Source organism: Paracraurococcus lichenis, assembly GCF_030657435.1.
GTDB classification, from domain to species: domain Bacteria; phylum Pseudomonadota; class Alphaproteobacteria; order Acetobacterales; family Acetobacteraceae; genus Paracraurococcus; species Paracraurococcus lichenis.
Map to the genome: position 1 here is coordinate 102,849 of NZ_JAUTWS010000013.1, position 15,807 is coordinate 118,655.

The 15,807-nt window shown below is 72.7% G+C and carries 17 protein-coding genes and 1 tRNA gene; 13 read left to right on the plus strand and 5 right to left on the minus strand.

Annotated elements, in window-relative coordinates; genetic code table 11:
* Positions 1-3: 3 nt before the first annotated feature.
* A complete protein-coding gene (gene araD, locus Q7A36_RS15425; protein WP_305104609.1) occupies positions 4-1,749 on the minus strand; it encodes an L-arabinonate dehydratase in 1,746 nt (581 codons plus the stop codon).
* 19 nt (positions 1,750-1,768) lie between these two features.
* A complete protein-coding gene (locus tag Q7A36_RS15430; RefSeq protein WP_305104610.1) occupies positions 1,769-2,737 on the minus strand; it encodes a Bug family tripartite tricarboxylate transporter substrate binding protein in 969 nt (322 codons plus the stop codon).
* 98 nt (positions 2,738-2,835) lie between these two features.
* Between Q7A36_RS15430 and Q7A36_RS15435 the strand changes: the two genes are divergently transcribed.
* From Q7A36_RS15435 to Q7A36_RS15445, 3 genes are all read left to right on the plus strand, one after another.
* Positions 2,836-3,576 carry a GntR family transcriptional regulator gene (locus Q7A36_RS15435; RefSeq protein ID WP_305104611.1) on the plus strand — a complete coding sequence of 247 codons (741 nt, stop codon included), beginning with the start codon at positions 2,836-2,838 and terminating at the stop codon, positions 3,574-3,576.
* Positions 3,577-3,782: 206 nt separating this feature from the next.
* Entirely contained in the window at positions 3,783-4,457 is a 675-nt protein-coding gene (gene rpe, locus Q7A36_RS15440; protein ID WP_305104612.1) for a ribulose-phosphate 3-epimerase, read from the plus strand.
* Between the two features lie 21 nt (positions 4,458-4,478).
* Entirely contained in the window at positions 4,479-6,158 is a 1,680-nt protein-coding gene (locus Q7A36_RS15445; protein WP_305104613.1) for a heparinase II/III family protein, read from the plus strand.
* A 582-nt stretch (positions 6,159-6,740) separates the two neighbouring features.
* On the opposite strand, the gene Q7A36_RS15450 is transcribed toward Q7A36_RS15445, so the two are convergent.
* Together Q7A36_RS15450 and Q7A36_RS15455 are read right to left on the minus strand one after the other, a co-directional pair.
* Positions 6,741-6,817 (minus strand) — tRNA-Pro (locus tag Q7A36_RS15450).
* An 85-nt stretch (positions 6,818-6,902) separates the two neighbouring features.
* The gene (locus Q7A36_RS15455) at positions 6,903-7,490 is read right to left on the minus strand and encodes an LOG family protein (protein WP_305104614.1); all 588 of its coding nucleotides are present in this window, start codon (positions 7,488-7,490) and stop codon (positions 6,903-6,905) included.
* 315 nt (positions 7,491-7,805) lie between these two features.
* Here Q7A36_RS15455 and Q7A36_RS15460 point away from each other — a divergent pair, with 315 nt between their 5' ends.
* Complete coding sequence (locus Q7A36_RS15460; RefSeq protein ID WP_305104615.1) at positions 7,806-8,885, plus strand: LysM peptidoglycan-binding domain-containing protein; 1,080 nt, start codon at positions 7,806-7,808, stop codon at positions 8,883-8,885.
* Here Q7A36_RS15460 and Q7A36_RS15465 read toward each other — a convergent pair.
* Entirely contained in the window at positions 8,816-9,250 is a 435-nt protein-coding gene (locus tag Q7A36_RS15465) for a hypothetical protein (RefSeq protein ID WP_305104616.1), read from the minus strand. The two genes, Q7A36_RS15460 and Q7A36_RS15465, sit on opposite strands and share 70 nt — an antisense overlap.
* 49 nt (positions 9,251-9,299) lie before the next feature.
* Between Q7A36_RS15465 and Q7A36_RS15470 the strand changes: the two genes are divergently transcribed.
* The 9 genes from Q7A36_RS15470 (at position 9,300) to Q7A36_RS15510 (ending at position 15,805) form a co-directional block, all read left to right on the plus strand.
* Positions 9,300-9,986, plus strand: coding sequence for a phosphatidylserine decarboxylase (locus Q7A36_RS15470; RefSeq protein ID WP_305104617.1), 687 nt, complete (start codon positions 9,300-9,302; stop codon positions 9,984-9,986).
* A complete protein-coding gene (locus Q7A36_RS15475) occupies positions 9,983-10,897 on the plus strand; it encodes a CDP-alcohol phosphatidyltransferase family protein (RefSeq protein WP_305104618.1) in 915 nt (304 codons plus the stop codon). Before Q7A36_RS15470 ends, Q7A36_RS15475 begins: the two co-directional genes overlap by 4 nt.
* A gap of 288 nt (positions 10,898-11,185) precedes the next feature.
* Positions 11,186-11,821, plus strand: coding sequence for a HupE/UreJ family protein (locus tag Q7A36_RS15480; RefSeq protein ID WP_305104619.1), 636 nt, complete (start codon positions 11,186-11,188; stop codon positions 11,819-11,821).
* 51 nt (positions 11,822-11,872) lie between these two features.
* The gene (nthA, locus tag Q7A36_RS15485; RefSeq protein WP_305104620.1) at positions 11,873-12,496 is read left to right on the plus strand and encodes a nitrile hydratase subunit alpha; all 624 of its coding nucleotides are present in this window, start codon (positions 11,873-11,875) and stop codon (positions 12,494-12,496) included.
* Positions 12,493-12,804, plus strand: coding sequence for an SH3-like domain-containing protein (locus Q7A36_RS15490; protein ID WP_305104621.1), 312 nt, complete (start codon positions 12,493-12,495; stop codon positions 12,802-12,804). Before nthA ends, Q7A36_RS15490 begins: the two co-directional genes overlap by 4 nt.
* The gene (locus Q7A36_RS15495; RefSeq protein ID WP_305104622.1) at positions 12,804-13,157 is read left to right on the plus strand and encodes an SH3-like domain-containing protein; all 354 of its coding nucleotides are present in this window, start codon (positions 12,804-12,806) and stop codon (positions 13,155-13,157) included. The genes Q7A36_RS15490 and Q7A36_RS15495 overlap by 1 nt, the downstream gene beginning before the upstream one ends.
* On the plus strand, positions 13,154-13,615 hold the full coding sequence (locus Q7A36_RS15500; protein WP_305104623.1) for a nitrile hydratase accessory protein: 462 nt from the start codon (positions 13,154-13,156) through the stop codon (positions 13,613-13,615). Before Q7A36_RS15495 ends, Q7A36_RS15500 begins: the two co-directional genes overlap by 4 nt.
* Positions 13,616-13,741: 126 nt before the next feature.
* Complete coding sequence (locus Q7A36_RS15505; protein ID WP_305104624.1) at positions 13,742-15,013, plus strand: LLM class flavin-dependent oxidoreductase; 1,272 nt, start codon at positions 13,742-13,744, stop codon at positions 15,011-15,013.
* A 9-nt stretch (positions 15,014-15,022) separates the two neighbouring features.
* A complete protein-coding gene (locus Q7A36_RS15510; protein WP_305104625.1) occupies positions 15,023-15,805 on the plus strand; it encodes an alpha/beta fold hydrolase in 783 nt (260 codons plus the stop codon).
* Positions 15,806-15,807: the final 2 nt, after the last annotated feature.

The window sequence follows — 15,807 nt, forward strand, 5'->3', positions numbered from 1 at the left end:
GCCTCAGTAGATCACAGGTTCGGAGACGGGCGCGCCGAAATCGGTGCGCAGGAAGTCGAAGTCGCAGCCCTCGTTGGCCTGCTGGATGTGCTTGCTGAACATCCAGCCATAGCCGCGCTCGTAGCGCGCCGGCGGCGGGGTCCAGGCGGCGCGGCGGCGTGCCAGCTCCTCGTCGGAGACCTCCATGCGGATGCTGCGGGCATCGACGTCGATGCTGACGATGTCGCCGGTCCGCAGCAGCGCCAGCGGCCCGCCGATATAGCTCTCCGGCGCCACATGCAGCACGCAGGCGCCGTAGGAGGTGCCGGACATGCGCGCATCCGACAGCCGCAGCATGTCGCGCAGGCCCATCTTCAGCAGCTTCTTCGGCATGGGCAGCATGCCCCATTCCGGCATGCCCGGGCCGCCCTGCGGGCCGGCATTGCGCAGCACCAGCACGCTGTCGGGGGTGAAGGGATAGTTCTCGTCCTCCACCGCCTTCTTCATGCTGGGATAGTCGTCGAAGACGAAGGCCGGGCCGGAATGCTTGAGGAACTTCTGGTCCATCGCCGCCGGCTTGATGACGCAGCCGTCGGGCGCCAGGTTGCCCTTCAGCACCGCCAGCGAGCCTTCGCCGTAGATCGGGTTGTCCACCGTGCGGATGACGTCGTCGTTCCAGACCCGCGCGCCCTCGATGTTCTCGCCCACCGTCTTGCCGGTGCAGGTGACGCAGTCGAGGTGCAGGTGCTGCGTGATGTTGCCCATCAGCGCCCGGATGCCGCCGGCATAGAAGAAATCCTCCATCAGGTACTTGTCGCCGGAGGGGCGGACATTGCCGATGACCGGGACCTTGCGGCTGTAGCGCTCGAAGTCATCCAGCCCGATCTCCTGCCCGGCGCGGCGCGCCATGGCGATCAGGTGGATGATGGCATTGGTCGAGCAGCCCATGGCCATGGCGACGGCGATGGCATTCTCGAAGGCCTCGCGCGTCTGGATGCGCTGCGGTGTCAGGTCCTCCCAGACCATCTCGACGACCCGTCGGCCGCTCTCGGAGCACAGCCGGATATGGTTCGCATCGGCCGCGGGGATGGAGGATCCGCCGGGCAGCACCATGCCGACGGCCTCGGCGATCGCCGTCATGGTGCTGGCCGTGCCCATGGTCATGCAGGTGCCGTGGCTGCGGGCGATGCCGGCCTCGACGCCGAGCCAGTCCTGCTCGGTGATCTTGCCGGCGCGCAGCTCGTCCCAGTACTTCCAGGAATCCGAGCCCGAGCCGAGCGTCTTGCCGCCCCAATTGCCGCGCAGCATCGGCCCGGCGGGGACGAAGACGGCGGGGATATTCATGCTGGTCGCGCCGAGCAGCAGGCCAGGCGTGGTCTTGTCGCAGCCGCCCATCAGCACCGCGCCATCGATGGGATGGCTGCGCAGCAGCTCCTCCGTCTCCATCGCCAGCATGTTGCGGTACATCATCGTCGTCGGCTTGACGTAGCTCTCGGAGACCGAGATGGCCGGCAGCTCGATCGGCAGGCCGCCCGCCATCAGGATGCCGCGCTTCACGTCCTCCGCCCGCTGCCGCAGATGGGTGTGGCAGGGGTTGATGTCGGACCAGGTGTTGACGATGGCGATGATCGGCTTGCCCTGCCATTCCTCGGGCGAATAGCCCATCTGCATGGCGCGGCTGCGGTGGCCGAAGCTGCGCAGGTCGGCGGGGCCGAACCAGCGGGCGGAGCGGAGGTCCGCCGGCTGCTTGCGGCGGGGCTGATGGGTCATCGGACGATCCCCTGGACGATCAATCGAGGCTGATATTGGCACGGCGAGCGACCTCGCCCCAGCGGGCGGTCTCGCCGGCAACGAAGGCCCGGAACTCTTCCGGCGTATTGCCGACGGGCGTGATGCCCAACTCCCGGAAACGCTGCGCCACGGCCGGGTTCTGCAGCGCCGCCACCGCCTCGTCGTGCAGGCGGGCGATGATGGCGGGCGGCACCTTGGCGGGCGCGAAGAAGCCGTGCCAGGACAGGCTCTCGAAGCCCGGCACGCTCTCGGCAACCGTCGGGATCTCCGGCGCCGCCGGGCTGCGCTGTAGCGAGGTGACGCCGAGGATGCGGAACTTGCCCTCCCGCGCGAAGGGCAGGACGGAGGAGAGGTTGTCGAAGGCCATCGGCAGCTCGCCCGTCATCAGCGCCGTCGTCACCTGGCCGCTGCCGCGATAGGGCACGTGCTCGATCCGCGTGCCGGTCATCTGCATGAAGAGCGCGCCGGCGAGGTGGACGGAGGTGCCGACGCCCGAAGTGCCGAAGGCAAGCTCGCCCGGCTTCCTCTTCAGGAAGGCCACCAGCTCCGGGATACTCTTGGCGGGCAGGTCGTTGGCGACGGCGATGGCATTGGGCTGCGAGGCGAGCTGGGTGATGGGCGCGAAGTCGCGGGCCACGTCATAGGGCATCCTCGGCGTGATGGCCGGGTTGATGGCGTGGCTGCTGATGGTGCCGAGGCAGAAGGTGGTGCCGTCCGGCGTCGCGCGGGCGCAGGCATCGCTGCCGATATTGCCGCCGGCGCCGGCCTTGTTCTCCACCACGATGGGCTGGCCGAGCGACTTCGACATCTCCGTCCCGACCAGCCGCGCGATGGTGTCGGAGACGCCGGCGGAGAAGGGGACGATCAGGCGGATCGGCTGGTTCGGCCAGGGCGCCTCGGCCCGCGCCGGCAGGGCCGCGAGGCCGAGCGTGGCGGCAAGGACGAGACGGCGCGTCGGGCGGTGCATTCCGGGGTTTCCTCCTGCGGCCATGGAAGTGGCCATCATGGTCTGGCATCCCATATATCAGATCATAGGCGCGCGCCAAGATATTGGCTGGCCCGCCGATGCCTGATAGGCTCCCGCTCTTCATGACCGCTCCCGGCGCCGCCCCGACCCCGGACCTCAGTTCCGCTGGCCTGACGCCGCTCGGCCCGCGCCGCTCGGCGGCCGAGATCGCCTATGCGCAGCTCCGGCAGGCGGTCATCACCCTCGCCCTGCCGCCTGGCACCGTCCTCTCCCGCGCCGATCTCGCCGCCCGCCTCGGCGTCAGCCAGACCCCGGTGCGGGAGGCGCTGATCCGCCTGCAGGAGGAAGGGCTGATCGAGGTCGTGCCGCATTCCGCGACGCGCGTCGCCCGCATCGACCTGGCCAGCGCGCGGGAGGCGAGCTTCCTCCGCCTCTCCGTGGAGGTGGAGATCGTCCGCCGCCTCGCCGCGGTGCCGACGCCCGCGCTGGCCGCGTCGCTGCGCGCCGAGATCGCCCGGATGCGGGAACTGCACGCGCAGGGCGACCAGGAGGGCGTGGCCGCGGCGGACGAGGCCTTCCACAGCCTGCTGCACGCTGCCGCCGGCGTGCCGGCGCTGCGCGAGCTGATCCGCAGCCGCAGCGGCCATCTCGACCGGCTGCGGCGGATCCACCTGCCCGCGCCGGGCAAGGCGGAGCGGATCCTGCGCGAGCACGAGGCGGTGGCCGAGGCGATCATCGGCCGCGACGCCGAGGCGGCGGAGCGCGGCCTGCGCGACCACCTCTCCCACACCTTCGCGGAGCTGGAGCGGATCCGGGCGGCGCGGCCGGACTGGTTCTGACAGGACAGCGCCCGCTGCCCGGGGCGGGGCGGGATCGTCCGCGCCGCGCCGACCGGGCCGGCTCCCGCCGCACTACGGCATGCCAGGCGCGGCGCCGGGCGCGGCTGCCGCCGGCCCACCTCTCGCGACTTCGGCATTGGCGCGGCCCGAAGGGCCGGTCAGGCTGCCTTGCCCGCCCTCCGCAGCCACCGCTAGAACCGAAGCCGATGCCGACACGCCCGATCCGAGTCGCCCCGTCGCTCCTCGCCGCCGACTTCGCCCGGCTGGGTGAGGAGGTGCGCGCCGTCGCCGCCGCCGGCGCCGACTGGCTGCATCTCGACATCATGGACGGGCATTTCGTGCCGAACATCAGCTTCGGCCCGGGGCTGGTGAAGGCGCTGCGCAAGCACGCGGCCATTCCCTTCGACGTCCACCTGATGATCGCGCCGGCCGATCCCTACCTGCAGGCCTTCGCCGAGGCCGGCGCCGACCTGATCAGCCTGCATCCGGAAGCGGGTGCGCACCTGCACCGCTCGCTGCAGACCATCCGTGGCCTCGGCAGGAAATCGGGCGTGGTGCTGAACCCGGCGACGCCCGTCTCCGCGGTGGAGAACGTCCTCGACCTCTGCGACCTGATCCTGGTGATGTCGGTCAATCCCGGCTTCGGCGGCCAGTCCTTCATCGCCAGCCAGCTCGGCAAGATCGCCATCCTGCGGCAGATGATCGACGCCCATGTCGCCCAGGGCGGGCAGGAGATCGCGCTGCAGGTCGATGGCGGCGTCACGGCGGAGACCGCGCCGCGCTGCATCGAGGCCGGGGCGGATGTGCTCGTCGCCGGCACGGCGGTCTTCGGCAAGCCCGACTATGCCGCGGCCATCGCCGCGATCCGGGGCGCCGCCTGATGCGGGAGACAGTCTGGCGGCATGCGTGACCTGATTCGCGGCACCCGGCGCTTCATCGCCGGCCTGAAGCCGGTGAAGGTGCCGGACGCCCCGGCGCGCAGCTTCCGCGACCTCTGGCCCGGCGATGCCGGCCGCGGCGCCCGGCTGCTGCGCGGCGAGTTCGAGGTGCAGGGCAGCACCCGCCGGCTGGAGGCGACCGGCGAGGGCTGGGAGGCGGGCGCCGGCCCCGTCACCTGGCGCGCCGCGGCGCATGGCTTCGCCTGGCTGCGCGACCTCCGTGCGCTCGGCACCGACACCGCCCGGATGCGCGCCCGCGACCTGACGGAGGACTGGCTGGCCCGTGGCGCCGCCGAGAATCTGGCGCAGGCGCCCGAGGTCGCCGCCGCGCGCATCTCCGCCTGGCTCGGCCACTGGGACTTCCTGGCGGCGACCGCCGAGGACGGATTCCGCCGCAAGCTGCTGGTGCGCCTGGCGCAGGACAGCCGCGGCGTGATCGGCAGCCTGCCCGGCGAGGCCATGCACCGCGGCGCGCTGGTGACGCTGAAGGGCGCCATGGCCGCCGCCGTGGCGCTGGAGGAGGAGGCCTGGATGAACCGGGCCATCCGCTTCCTCCCCGGCGAGCTCGAGCGGCAGTTCCATCCCGATGGCGGACATGTCGAGCGCTCGCCGCAGCAACTCCTGCTCGCGCTGCAGGACCTGATCGAGATCCGCAACCTGCTGCACGGCGCCGGCATCAACCCGCCGCCGGTGCTGGCGACGGTGCTGGAGCGCGCCGGCCAGGCATTGCGGCTGTTCCGCCACGGCGATGGCGGCCTCGCCCAGTTCAACGGCACGCGGGAGGACGGGGCGGGGCTGCTGGACCTCGTCCTCACCCAGGGCCAGGCGCGCGGCCGCGCGCCCCTGCTGCTGGAGGATACCGGCTTCCACCGCCTGCAGGCGGGCCGCACCCTGGTCATCGCCGAGGCCGGCGCGCCGCCGCCACAGCGCACGCGCGACAGCGGCAGCGGCCTGCCGCGCGGCGCCGACCGCTTCGCGCATGCCGGCACGCTCTCCTTCGAGATGTCGGTCGGGCGCGACCGGGTCATCGTCAATTGCGGCGCCGCGCCGGCGGCCGAGGCCGAGTGGCGCGACGCGCTGCGCGCGACCGCCGCGCATTCGACGCTGGTGCTGGCCGATACCAACAGCAGCGAGCTGAAGGACGAGGGCCTCGGCCGCCGGCCGGAGCGGGTGGAGGCCGACCGGCACGAGAGCAACGGCGCGCAATGGCTGGAGGCGAGCCACGATGGCTGGCGCAAGCCCTTCGGCGCGCTGCACCGGCGCCGCCTCTACCTCGCCGAGACGGGCGACGACCTGCGCGGCGAGGACATGATCGAGATGGCCGAGGCCGGCGCGCCGGTGCCCTCCTTCCTCGTCCGCTTCCACCTGCATCCCGCCGTGGTCGCCACGCCGCAGATCGACGAGCAGGCGGTGCTGCTGCGCCTGCCCTCCAACCAGTTCTGGCGGCTGCGAGCCAAGGGCGCCACGGTCGCGCTGGAGGAGAGCGTCTATCTCGGCGGCGGGGAGCCACGGCGAACCAGCCAGATCGTGCTGACCGCCGAGGCGAAGCTGGACACCATCCAATGGGCGATCGGCCGCGTGACGGCGCAGCCGGGCGGCGCCGAGGCGGCGGAGAGCGACGGCAGGCCCGCGGCCCCGGCCTGAGCCGGGCCTCGGGCCGGAGGATCCGAACCCGCCCGCCGGGCCTGCAAGGCGGCCTGATGACCGAAGGGCCCGAAGGTCTGGATCGGTCCGCCAGACATTCGCGGATGCGGGAGACGCTGGTCGGGCGGCGGACCATGCTGGTGAACGCGCCGCGCGTGGCCCCGGCCGCCTCGGCGCACGGCGCTGCGGTTGCTGGCGCGTGGCGATGGTGGCGCTGGCCAACAGGCTCGCCCGCTTCGCCTGGGACGTGCTGACCCGCGCCGCGCCCTGCAGCCCCACCGGGCGGCGCGCCGCCGCCCTGGCCTGATCCCGCCAGCGCGAACACGAGGAGCGTCGGGCAGCGCCGCAGACCGCCTGCCTCAACACGCTTGCCCGACAGGGGCCGTCACACATGAACCGGCCCGCCGACAGCCAGGCAAGCCGATGACTGCAGCGCCGTGAGGCGCGGAGGTCGGAACCGGTCCCTCCGCCAGCCAAGGCAGTCCGGTGGCCGCAGCCCGCTGCCGCAAGCGGCGGAGGGCGCCGCCCGCAACGCAAAAGCCCCGCCAGCGGGGCTGGCGGGGCTTGCGGCGTCACCGGACTTGGTCGGAGCGAGAGGATTCGAACCTCCGGCCCCTGCGTCCCGAACACAGTGCTCTACCAGGCTGAGCTACGCTCCGTCAGGTCAGTGCGCCGTCCCGCAGCGGCCGGGGCCGTGCGGGAGCGCGCATATAACCCCCGCCGCGGAACAGGGCAAGCGGGGGGTCAGAGCCTTTCTGCGGGAGCGGCCGTTTCGGGCGGCGGCGCGTCGCGCAGCAGCGCGAGTGCGGCCGGCACGTCCGCCGCCACGGCATAGAGCCGCCGGTTGCTCTCCGGCACGAAGCCCTGGGCGATCAGCGCCTCGATCATCGCCAGGAAGGGCTGCGCCCAGCCCTGCACGTCGAGGATGATGATCGGCTTGTCGTGCAGGCCGAGCTGCCGCCAGGTGATGATCTCCACCGTCTCGTCCAGCGTGCCGAGGCCGCCCGAGAGGGTGACGAAGGCATCGGCCAGCTCGAACATCCGGGTCTTGCGGGTGTGCATGCTGGTCGTGACCTCGAGCTCCGCGACGACCGGGGAGGGGCGCTCCACCCGCGTCAGGAATTCCGGGATCACGCCCTGCACGCGGCCGCCGGCGGCGATCGCGGCCTCCGCCACCGTGCCCATCAGCCCGACGCCGCCGCCGCCATAGACCAGCGCCAGGCCGGCCGCGGCGATGCCAGCCCCCAGCGCCTGCGCGGCCGCGAGATGGGCGGGGTCGGTGCCGGCGCGGGCGCCGCAGAAGACGGCGACGGAACGGATATGCTTGGGCATGAGGATCTCCGGTGGGGAGCGCAGTCTGCCACGGCTCGGCCCCGCCTCGCCACGGAGGGGACCGGAGCCGCGGAAGGTGAAAAAAGGGCGATGCAACAAGCGTTCCCGGATCCCCGGGCGGAACGGTCCCGCGCGGGCCGGACCTCGACGCCGCGGAACCACGGCCGCGGCGGCGTCGCGCTGCCAGGGGGCGCTGCCAAGGGTCGCGCTGCCAGGGCCGGCGCAGGCGCGCCGGGGCTGTTCACTTCAGTCCGGAGGAATAAGGCGATAGCATGACCTTGCCGCTGGGCCATCCCCACGACGAGTGACCGTGCCATGACGGAGGCGACCAAATGGGGTCGGGTCGGCCTGCTCTGCCTGATCGTCGCCGCGGCGACGGGCACGGCCTGGCTGATGCTGCCGGATGCCTTCCCGCGCCTCGGGCCGCCGCCCGGCACGGATGAACGCGTCGTGTCCGCCGTCCTGGTCGCGCCCTCCGCCCCGGCTGCCGCTGCCCCGCCTGCTCCGGCGGTGGCGAGCGAACCGGTCGCGGGACCCGAGGCGCCGCGCTTCCACATCGCCCGGGTCGGCGCCCGCGGCACACTGGTGACCGCCGGCAGCGCCCCGCCCGGGGCCGAGGTGCGGCTGCTGGCGGGCGGGCGGGAGATCGGCCGGGCCCGGTCCGATGCCAGGGGCGAGTGGGTGATCCTGCCGGCCGAGCCCCTGCCGCCCGGCCCGCGCGAACTGGCCCTGCTGTCCCGCAGCCCGGGCGGCGAGGCCGTGCCCTCCCGCGATACCCTGCTGCTGCTGGTGCCGGAGCCGGCGATGGCCGCGGCGGCGCGGCCCGAGACGGCGGGCGCCACTGCCTTGCTGCTGCCGGCGACCACCGCCGCCGGCGTCGCGCCGCGAATCCTGCAGGCCCCGCCGGAGCCGGGCCGGCCACGCCTCGGCCTCGACGTGGTGGACTACGACGATGCCGGCGCCATGCGCTTCGCCGGCAGTGCCCCGCCGGGCAGCACCCTCCGAGTCTATGTCGGCCCGGCGCATGCCGGGGATGCGGTGGCGGATCCGGCCGGCCGCTGGGCGCTGAGCCCCGCCGACCAGCCTGCCTATGGCCGGCACGTGCTGCGGGTGGACCAGCTTGCCGCGGCCGGCACCGTCGCGGCCCGGATCGAGCTGCCCTTCCAGCGCGACCGGGCGGCAGAGGAGGAGCCGGCGGAGGGGCGGATGATCGTCCAGCCCGGCACCACCCTCTGGCGCATCGCGCGGCGGGTCTATGGCCGCGGCACGCGCTACACCCTCATCTACCAGGCGAACCGCGAGCAGATCCGCGACCCCAACCGGATCTATCCCGGGCAGGTGTTCAGCCTGCCCGGGGAGACGCCGGCCGAGACGGTCTCCAGCCGGTCGAGATAGGGGTCGAGCGCGAGCGCGAAGCGCACCATGGCGGCGATCACGCTGGTCGCGGTCGGCGCCGGCAGCCTGTCGGCCGCCTCCAGCCTGATGCGATGGTCGGGGAGCAGCCGCAGCCGCCAGCCCGGCGGCAGGGCGGCGGGCAGGCTGGCAAGCGCCGCGAAGGCGCCGGGCCGGTCGGCGCCGGGCTCGGCGGTGGAGGGGATGCGGCCGGCGATGGCGGCGAGCCGCAGGCCGTCCGGCGCGACCGCGGCCTCGCAGGGCCGGCCGCGCCAGCGGAACCGGAGGGCGGGCGGGGCCTGCGGCTCGCGCGGCCGCAGGGCGCCGTCCGGCGCGACGGCGAAGGGACCGAGGTTCAGGGGCTGCATGGCCGGCGCAGCTTGCCGCCACAGGGTGAAGACACCATAAACCGGCGCCATGGCGATCGGACGCAGTCTGCGGCTGGTGCTGGCCCCGCCGCATCCGGCGGGCCGGCCCTTCATTCTTGGCGGTCTCGGGGTAGCTCTGCTCGGCGGCTGGCTGCTGGGCGGCTGGCTCTTCGAGCTCGGCCTCCTCTTCACCCTCTTCTGCCTCTATTTCTTCCGCGACCCCGCGCGGGTCCCGCCGCCGCGGCCCGGCCTGGTGCTGGCCCCGGCGGATGGGCGGATCGTGAGCGTGGCGCAGGCCATCCCGCCGGAGGAGCTCGGCCTCGGCCCGCTGCCGCGCTGGCGGGTGGCGATCTTCCTCTCGGTCCTCGACGTGCACGTGAACCGGGTGCCGGTGGACGGCACGGTCACCCGCATCGCCTACCGTCCCGGCAAGTACCTCAATGCCTCGCTCGACAAGGCGAGCGAGGACAACGAGCGCAACGCCCTCGCGCTGCGCCTGCCGGATGGCCGCGACATGGCGGTGGTGCAGATCGCCGGGCTGATCGCGCGCCGCATCCTCTGCGACGTGCGGGAGGGCGACATGCTCCGCGCCGGCCAGCGCTTCGGCATCATCCGCTTCGGCAGCCGCACCGACCTCTACCTGCCCCCCGGTGTGCTGCCGCTGGTGGCGCAGGGCCAGACCATGATCGGCGGCGAGACGGTGATCGCGGAGCTCGGCCAGAGGGGGGCGGCGTGAACGGCGGGGCGCGGCTGCGCGGCCGGCTGCGGCGGCTGCGGCCGCGCACGCGGCCGCGCTACCGCGGGCTGTCCTTCAACCGGCTGGTGCCGAACATCCTGACCATGCTCGGTCTCTGCGCCGGGCTGACCGCCATTCGCGTCGCGCTCGATGCGCAGTGGGAGAAGGCGGCGGTGCTGATCGTGGTCGCCGGCGCGATCGACGGGCTGGACGGGCGCATCGCCCGGCTGCTGAAGGGCACCAGCCGCTTCGGGGCGGAGTTCGACAGCCTCTCGGACTTCCTCTGCTTCGGCGTGGCGCCGGCCCTCGTCCTCTACATGTGGTCGCTGCACGATGCGGGGGGTCTCGGCTTCGCGCCCTGCCTGCTCTTCGCGGTCTGCTCGGCGCTGCGGCTCGCGCGCTTCAACGCCTCGCTCGTCGATGCGCCAGCCCTGCCGCTGACCGGGCCGCCGCCGAAACCGGCCTATGCGCAGAACTTCTTCACCGGCGTGCCGGCGCCGGCGGGGGCGGGGCTCGCCCTCTTCCCCCTCTTCGCCGCGCTGGCCTTCGCCGAGTGGGACCTGCCGGGCCTCGCCGCGGTGGCGCGCCACCCCCTCGTCCCCGGCCCGCTGCTGGTGGTGGTGGGGGGGCTGATGGTCTCGACGCTGCCGACCTGGAGCTTCAAGAACTTCAAGGTGCCGGCGGAGTATGTGCTGCCGCTGCTGCTGGGCATCGGCGCCTATGTCGCGGTGCTGCTGACCGAGCCCTGGGCGGCGCTGGCCGGGGGCGGCATCCTCTATGTGTCCATGTTGTTCTTCTCGGTCCGTAGCTACCGACAGTTGAAGCGGGAGGCCGAGGGATTGCTGGAGCCGGTGCTGGTCGGCGGCAATGGCACCGCCGCCGCGCCGCGGCCGCCGGGCGACGTGGCCTGACGCGTGCCGATGACCGAAGGGCCGAAGGGGGCTCCACGAAGCGGCGTTTCGTGGGGTGCCCCGGATGGCCCGGAGGTCTGAATCGGCTCGCCCGACATACAAGGGACGCGGGGTCGCCTGCGCGAAAAGGCTTTGCCGCCGCGTCGTATACTGTAGGCTCGTGCCGATCGCGGTCGGGTGTGACCGCCCGAATGGGCGGATCGCTCTGTCAACCGGGGCCCTGCGGAGGCACCGCCTCCGCACCGGAACGCAGACCGTCGCGTCCAGGATTCTCGAGGAGGGATCAGGATGCAGCGTATCGCAGCGATACCGGCCGGCCTGCTGGGCGGACTCACGCTGGCCTTCCCGGCGGCAGCCCATCACGTGAGCGGCGGCATGATGCCGACCGGATTCGCCGAGGGCTTCCTCTCCGGCCTTGCGCATCCGCTGATCGGGCTGGACCATCTGGGCTTCATCCTGGCCGTGGGCCTCGCCGCCGGCATCGCCCGGCTCGGCGCCGCGGTACCCGCGACCTTCGTCGGCGCCTCGCTGCTCGGCGTGCTGCTGCATGGCTGGGCGCCGACCGGCCCGGCGGTCGAGATCCTCGTCGCCCTCTCCGTCGCGGCTGCCGGCGGGGCGCTGGCCGCCGGCGGCCGGGCGCTGCCCGCCGCCGCCTGGACGGCGCTGGCGGCCCTTGCCGGCCTGGTGCATGGCGTTGCTTATGGCGAGACGGTCACCGGCGCCGAGCCGACGCCGGTGATCGCCTATCTGCTCGGCCTCGGCCTGGTGCAGGGCGCGATCGCGGCCGGCCTCGCGCGGCTGGGGCGGCGCTGGTCCGCTGCCGGGCCGGCCGGGGCGGGCATGCTGGCGCCGAGGCTGGCCGGGGCCACCATCCTGGGCGTCGGGATCGCCACCCTGGCGGCCGGCACCCTGCCGGGAGGCTGAGCCGCCCGCCGTCCCGCCGCACATTCCCGCCACCGGAGCAGGAGGAGCATCGTGACCGAACATGGCCACACCGCGCCGCCGAGCGATCCCGAGCTGCGCATCAAGGCGCTCGAATCGCTGCTGGTCGAGAAGGGGCTGATCGACCCCAAGGCGATCGACGACATCATCGAGACCTACGAGACCAAGATCGGCCCGCGCAACGGCGCCAGGGTGGTCGCGCGCGCCTGGGCCGATCCGGCATACAAGGCGCGGCTGCTGCAGGACGCCACGAGCGCCATCGCCGAGCTCGGCTTCACCGGCGCGCAGGGCGAGGACATGGTGGTCGTCGAGAACACCGAGGAGGTGCACAACGTCGTCGTCTGCACCCTCTGCTCCTGCTACCCCTGGCCGACGCTCGGCCTGCCGCCGGTCTGGTACAAGGCGGCGCCCTACCGCGCCCGCGTCGTCACCGACCCGCGCGGCGTGCTGCTCGAATTCGGCACCGAGGTCTCGCCGGAGACCGAGATCCGCGTCTGGGACAGCAATGCCGAGCTGCGCTACTTGGTGCTGCCGCGCCGCCCCGAGGGAACGGAGGGCTGGACGGAGGAGCAGCTCGCCGCGCTGGTCAGCCGGGATTCGATGATCGGGACGGCGGTGATCGCGCCGCCTCCGGCCGCGGCGGGAGACGCGCCATGAACGGCATCCACGACCTCGGCGGCATGCATGGCCTCGGCGCCATCAACCCGGAGCCGAACGAGCCCGTCTTCCACGCGGGCTGGGAGCGCCGCGTCTTCGGCGTGATGATGGCGACCTTCGGCGGCGGCCACTACAATGTCGACCAGTTCCGCCACGCCATCGAGCGCATGCCGGCCGGGGAGTATCTGCGCAGCAGCTATTACGAACACTGGCTGCATGCAATGGAGACGCTGCTGGTGGAGGGCGGCGCGGTCGGCGCCGAGGAATTGCGCGCCCGCCAGGCGGCGCTGGCCGGGGGAGGCGCCTGATGCAGGTCGTCACCCCGGACAAGGTGCCGGCGCTGATCGCGACCGGCGGCTCGACCCGTGTCGACAGGCCGGTCGCGCCGCGCTTCCGCCCGGGCGACCGCGTGACGGTGCGCGTGCTGAACCCGGAGCATCATACGCGGCTGCCGCGCTACGCCCGTGGCAAGCGCGGCGTCGTGGAGCACGACCACGGCGTCTTCGTCTTCCCCGACACCTCCGCCCATCGGCAGGGCGACAAGCCGCAGCATGTCTACACCGTGCGCTTCACCGCCCGCGAGCTATGGGGGCCGGCGGCCGGCGAGCGGGACACGCTGCGGCTCGACCTCTGGGACGACTACCTGGATCCGGCCCCGTGACGGAGCCCGTCGGCCCGGACCCGGGCGGCGGCGGCTTCCGCGAGCCCTGGCAGGCGAAGGCCTTCGCGCTGGTCGTGCTGCTGCACCGGCAGGGACACTTCGCCTGGGAGGAATGGGTGCGCACCCTGGCCGCGGAGGTGGCGGCACGCCCGCAGCGGGCGGAGGAGGATGCCGACGCGGCCTATCATCGCCAGTTCCTCGCCGCGCTCGAGGCCATCACGGCGGCACGCGGCCTCGCCACGGCGCCGGCGATGTCGGCGCGGGCACGGCAGTGGCGGCAGGCCTATCTGAACACGCCGCACGGGCATCCGGTGGAACTCGCCAATGCCGGGGAGGCGGCGGCGGAGGGCGAGGGCCACGACGAGGACGAGCATGGCCATGATCATGCGCATGCCCATGGTGGCCTGCAGCCGCAGCGCGTGCCGGTCGCCATCAGCCCGGGGGCGCGCCATCCCTGACCGGAGGGCGGCCGCGTCCTCGCGACGCCCGCGCCGTCCGCCCCGCTGCTTCCGCAACCGGCCGGAGGACCGTAAGCTGGCGGCGGAAGCGCGCGCCCGGAACGACGCGCCCGAGGAGACGGTCCCATGAAGATGATGTGGTTCCACCTCATGCCCTATACCGAGCTGCCGGAGGATTTCCGGCAGAAGCATCCTTCGGTCTGGGTGGACATCCACAGCTCGCTCTTCGACCCGAAGCGCGCGCACCTGATGTACAACGACTTCATGGACGAGTTGGAGTTCGCGGCCGATTGCAGCTACGACGCCATCTGCGTCAACGAGCACCATTCGAACGGCTACGGCCTGATGCCGAGCCCGAACCTGATCGCCTCGGCGCTGGCGCGGCGGACCACGCAGGTGCCGATCTGCGTGATGGGGAACTCGCTGGCGCTCTACAACCCGCCGACCCGCGTCGCAGAGGAATTCGCGATGCTCGACGTCATCAGCGGCGGGCGGCTGATCGCGGGCTTTCCCGTCGGCACGCCGATGGACACCTGTTTCGCCTATGGCCAGAACCCGTCCATGCTGCGCGAGCGGTATCTCGAGGCGCATGACCTGGTCATCAAGGCCTGGACCGAGAAGGACACCTTCGCCTTCAACGGCCGCTACAACCAGCAGCGCTACGTGAACATCTGGCCGCGCCCGGTGCAGCAGCCGCATCCGCCCATCTGGATCCCGGGCGGCGGCAGCGTCGAGACCTGGCAGTGGTGCGCGCAGATGGACTATGTCTACTGCTACCTCTCCTACTACGGCTACAAGGCGGGCAAGGCGACCATGGACGGCTTCTGGGCCGAGATGGCGCGCCTCGGCAAGGACCGGAACCCCTACCGCGCCGGCTTCGCGCAGGTCGTCGCCGTCGCCGAGAGCCGCCAGCAGGCGCTCGACCTCTACACCGAGCCGGCCGAGTATTTCTTCAACCGCTGCCTGCACATCGACCCGCGTTTCGCCGCGCCCGCCGGCTACAGCACGGAGGCGACGCAGCGCGCCGGCCTCGAGAGCATGGTGAAGAAGGCGGCGAATGCGCAGACGCTGATCCAGGGCGACAAGACCAACCGCGGCATGACCATGGCCGACTTCGTCGAGCGCGGCTATGTCGTGATCGGCAGCCCGGACGAGGTGCTGGAGCAGCTCAACGCGCTCGCCGACGACCTGCATGTCGGCCATCTCATGCTGCTCATGCAGTTCGGCAACATGGGCAAGGACCTCACGCAGTACAACACGCGCGTCTTCGCCGAGACGGTGATGCCGCGGCTGCGCTCGCGCTTCGCGGAATACGAGGACCGCTGGTGGCCGCAGCCGATGGAGGCGGGCGAGCGGGCGCCGCTGCCCGCCTTCGCGCCGAAGCTCGCGGCGGAGTAGGGGCGCGGCATGAGCGAGCCCGATGTCTCGACCGTCGAGGTCAACGGCTTCCCGACGCGCATCTGGCGCAAGGGCAGCGGCGCGCCGCTGGGTTTCCTCGCCGGCTTCGGCGGGCTGCCGCGCTGGGTGCCATTCCTCGACCACCTCGCCGAGCGACGCACCGTCATCGTCCCCTCGCTTCCCGGCTTCCCCGGCGGCGACCGCGGCCACGCGGTGCTGGACAGCCACCTCGACTGGGTGCTCGCGGTGCGGCAGGTGATCCTGGCGGCCGGCCTGCACGGGGCGGACCTGGCGGGCTCCTCCGTCGGCGCCTCCATGGCCGCCGAGATGGCGACGCTCTGGCCCGAGAGCGTCAGGCGCCTAGCGCTGATCGCGCCCTTCGGCCTCTATGACGAGGCGGATCCGCCCGCCGACCCCTGGGCGCAGCGCGCCGATGCGCTGCCCGGGCTGCTCTGCGCCGATCCGGAGACCTGGCGCGCGTTGAAGGCGGTGCCGGAGGGCGCCAACAGCGTCGAATGGCCGATCGAGCAGACCCGCGCCAGCGAGGCCGCGGCCCGCATCTTCTGGCCGCTCGGCAATACGCGGCTCGAGAAGCGCCTGCCGCTGGTCAAGGCGCCGACACTCCTGCTCTGGGGCGAGCAGGACCGCGTCATGCCGCGCCGCTATGCCGGGCGCATCGCGGAATGTCTCGGCGGGCCGAGCGAGTTGCGCGTGATTCCCGGTGCCGGGCATCTCGCGGAACTCGACCGGCCGGATATGGTGGCGGACGCAATCCTGTCCTGGGTGGGGTGAAT

What these genes read in the sequence shown, in the direction of transcription:
- araD (WP_305104609.1), bottom strand. Translation starts at nt 1,749, where the DNA reads ATGACCCATCAGCCCCGCCGCAAGCAGCCGGCGGACCTCCGCTCCGCC.
- Q7A36_RS15430 (WP_305104610.1), bottom strand. Translation starts at nt 2,737, where the DNA reads ATGCACCGCCCGACGCGCCGTCTCGTCCTTGCCGCCACGCTCGGCCTC.
- Q7A36_RS15435 (WP_305104611.1), top strand. Translation starts at nt 2,836, where the DNA reads ATGCCTGATAGGCTCCCGCTCTTCATGACCGCTCCCGGCGCCGCCCCG.
- rpe (WP_305104612.1), top strand. Translation starts at nt 3,783, where the DNA reads ATGCCGACACGCCCGATCCGAGTCGCCCCGTCGCTCCTCGCCGCCGAC.
- Q7A36_RS15445 (WP_305104613.1), top strand. Translation starts at nt 4,479, where the DNA reads ATGCGTGACCTGATTCGCGGCACCCGGCGCTTCATCGCCGGCCTGAAG.
- Q7A36_RS15455 (WP_305104614.1), bottom strand. Translation starts at nt 7,490, where the DNA reads ATGCCCAAGCATATCCGTTCCGTCGCCGTCTTCTGCGGCGCCCGCGCC.
- Q7A36_RS15460 (WP_305104615.1), top strand. Translation starts at nt 7,806, where the DNA reads ATGACGGAGGCGACCAAATGGGGTCGGGTCGGCCTGCTCTGCCTGATC.
- Q7A36_RS15465 (WP_305104616.1), bottom strand. Translation starts at nt 9,250, where the DNA reads ATGCAGCCCCTGAACCTCGGTCCCTTCGCCGTCGCGCCGGACGGCGCC.
- Q7A36_RS15470 (WP_305104617.1), top strand. Translation starts at nt 9,300, where the DNA reads ATGGCGATCGGACGCAGTCTGCGGCTGGTGCTGGCCCCGCCGCATCCG.
- Q7A36_RS15480 (WP_305104619.1), top strand. Translation starts at nt 11,186, where the DNA reads ATGCAGCGTATCGCAGCGATACCGGCCGGCCTGCTGGGCGGACTCACG.
- Q7A36_RS15490 (WP_305104621.1), top strand. Translation starts at nt 12,493, where the DNA reads ATGAACGGCATCCACGACCTCGGCGGCATGCATGGCCTCGGCGCCATC.
- Q7A36_RS15495 (WP_305104622.1), top strand. Translation starts at nt 12,804, where the DNA reads ATGCAGGTCGTCACCCCGGACAAGGTGCCGGCGCTGATCGCGACCGGC.
- Q7A36_RS15505 (WP_305104624.1), top strand. Translation starts at nt 13,742, where the DNA reads ATGAAGATGATGTGGTTCCACCTCATGCCCTATACCGAGCTGCCGGAG.
- Q7A36_RS15510 (WP_305104625.1), top strand. Translation starts at nt 15,023, where the DNA reads ATGAGCGAGCCCGATGTCTCGACCGTCGAGGTCAACGGCTTCCCGACG.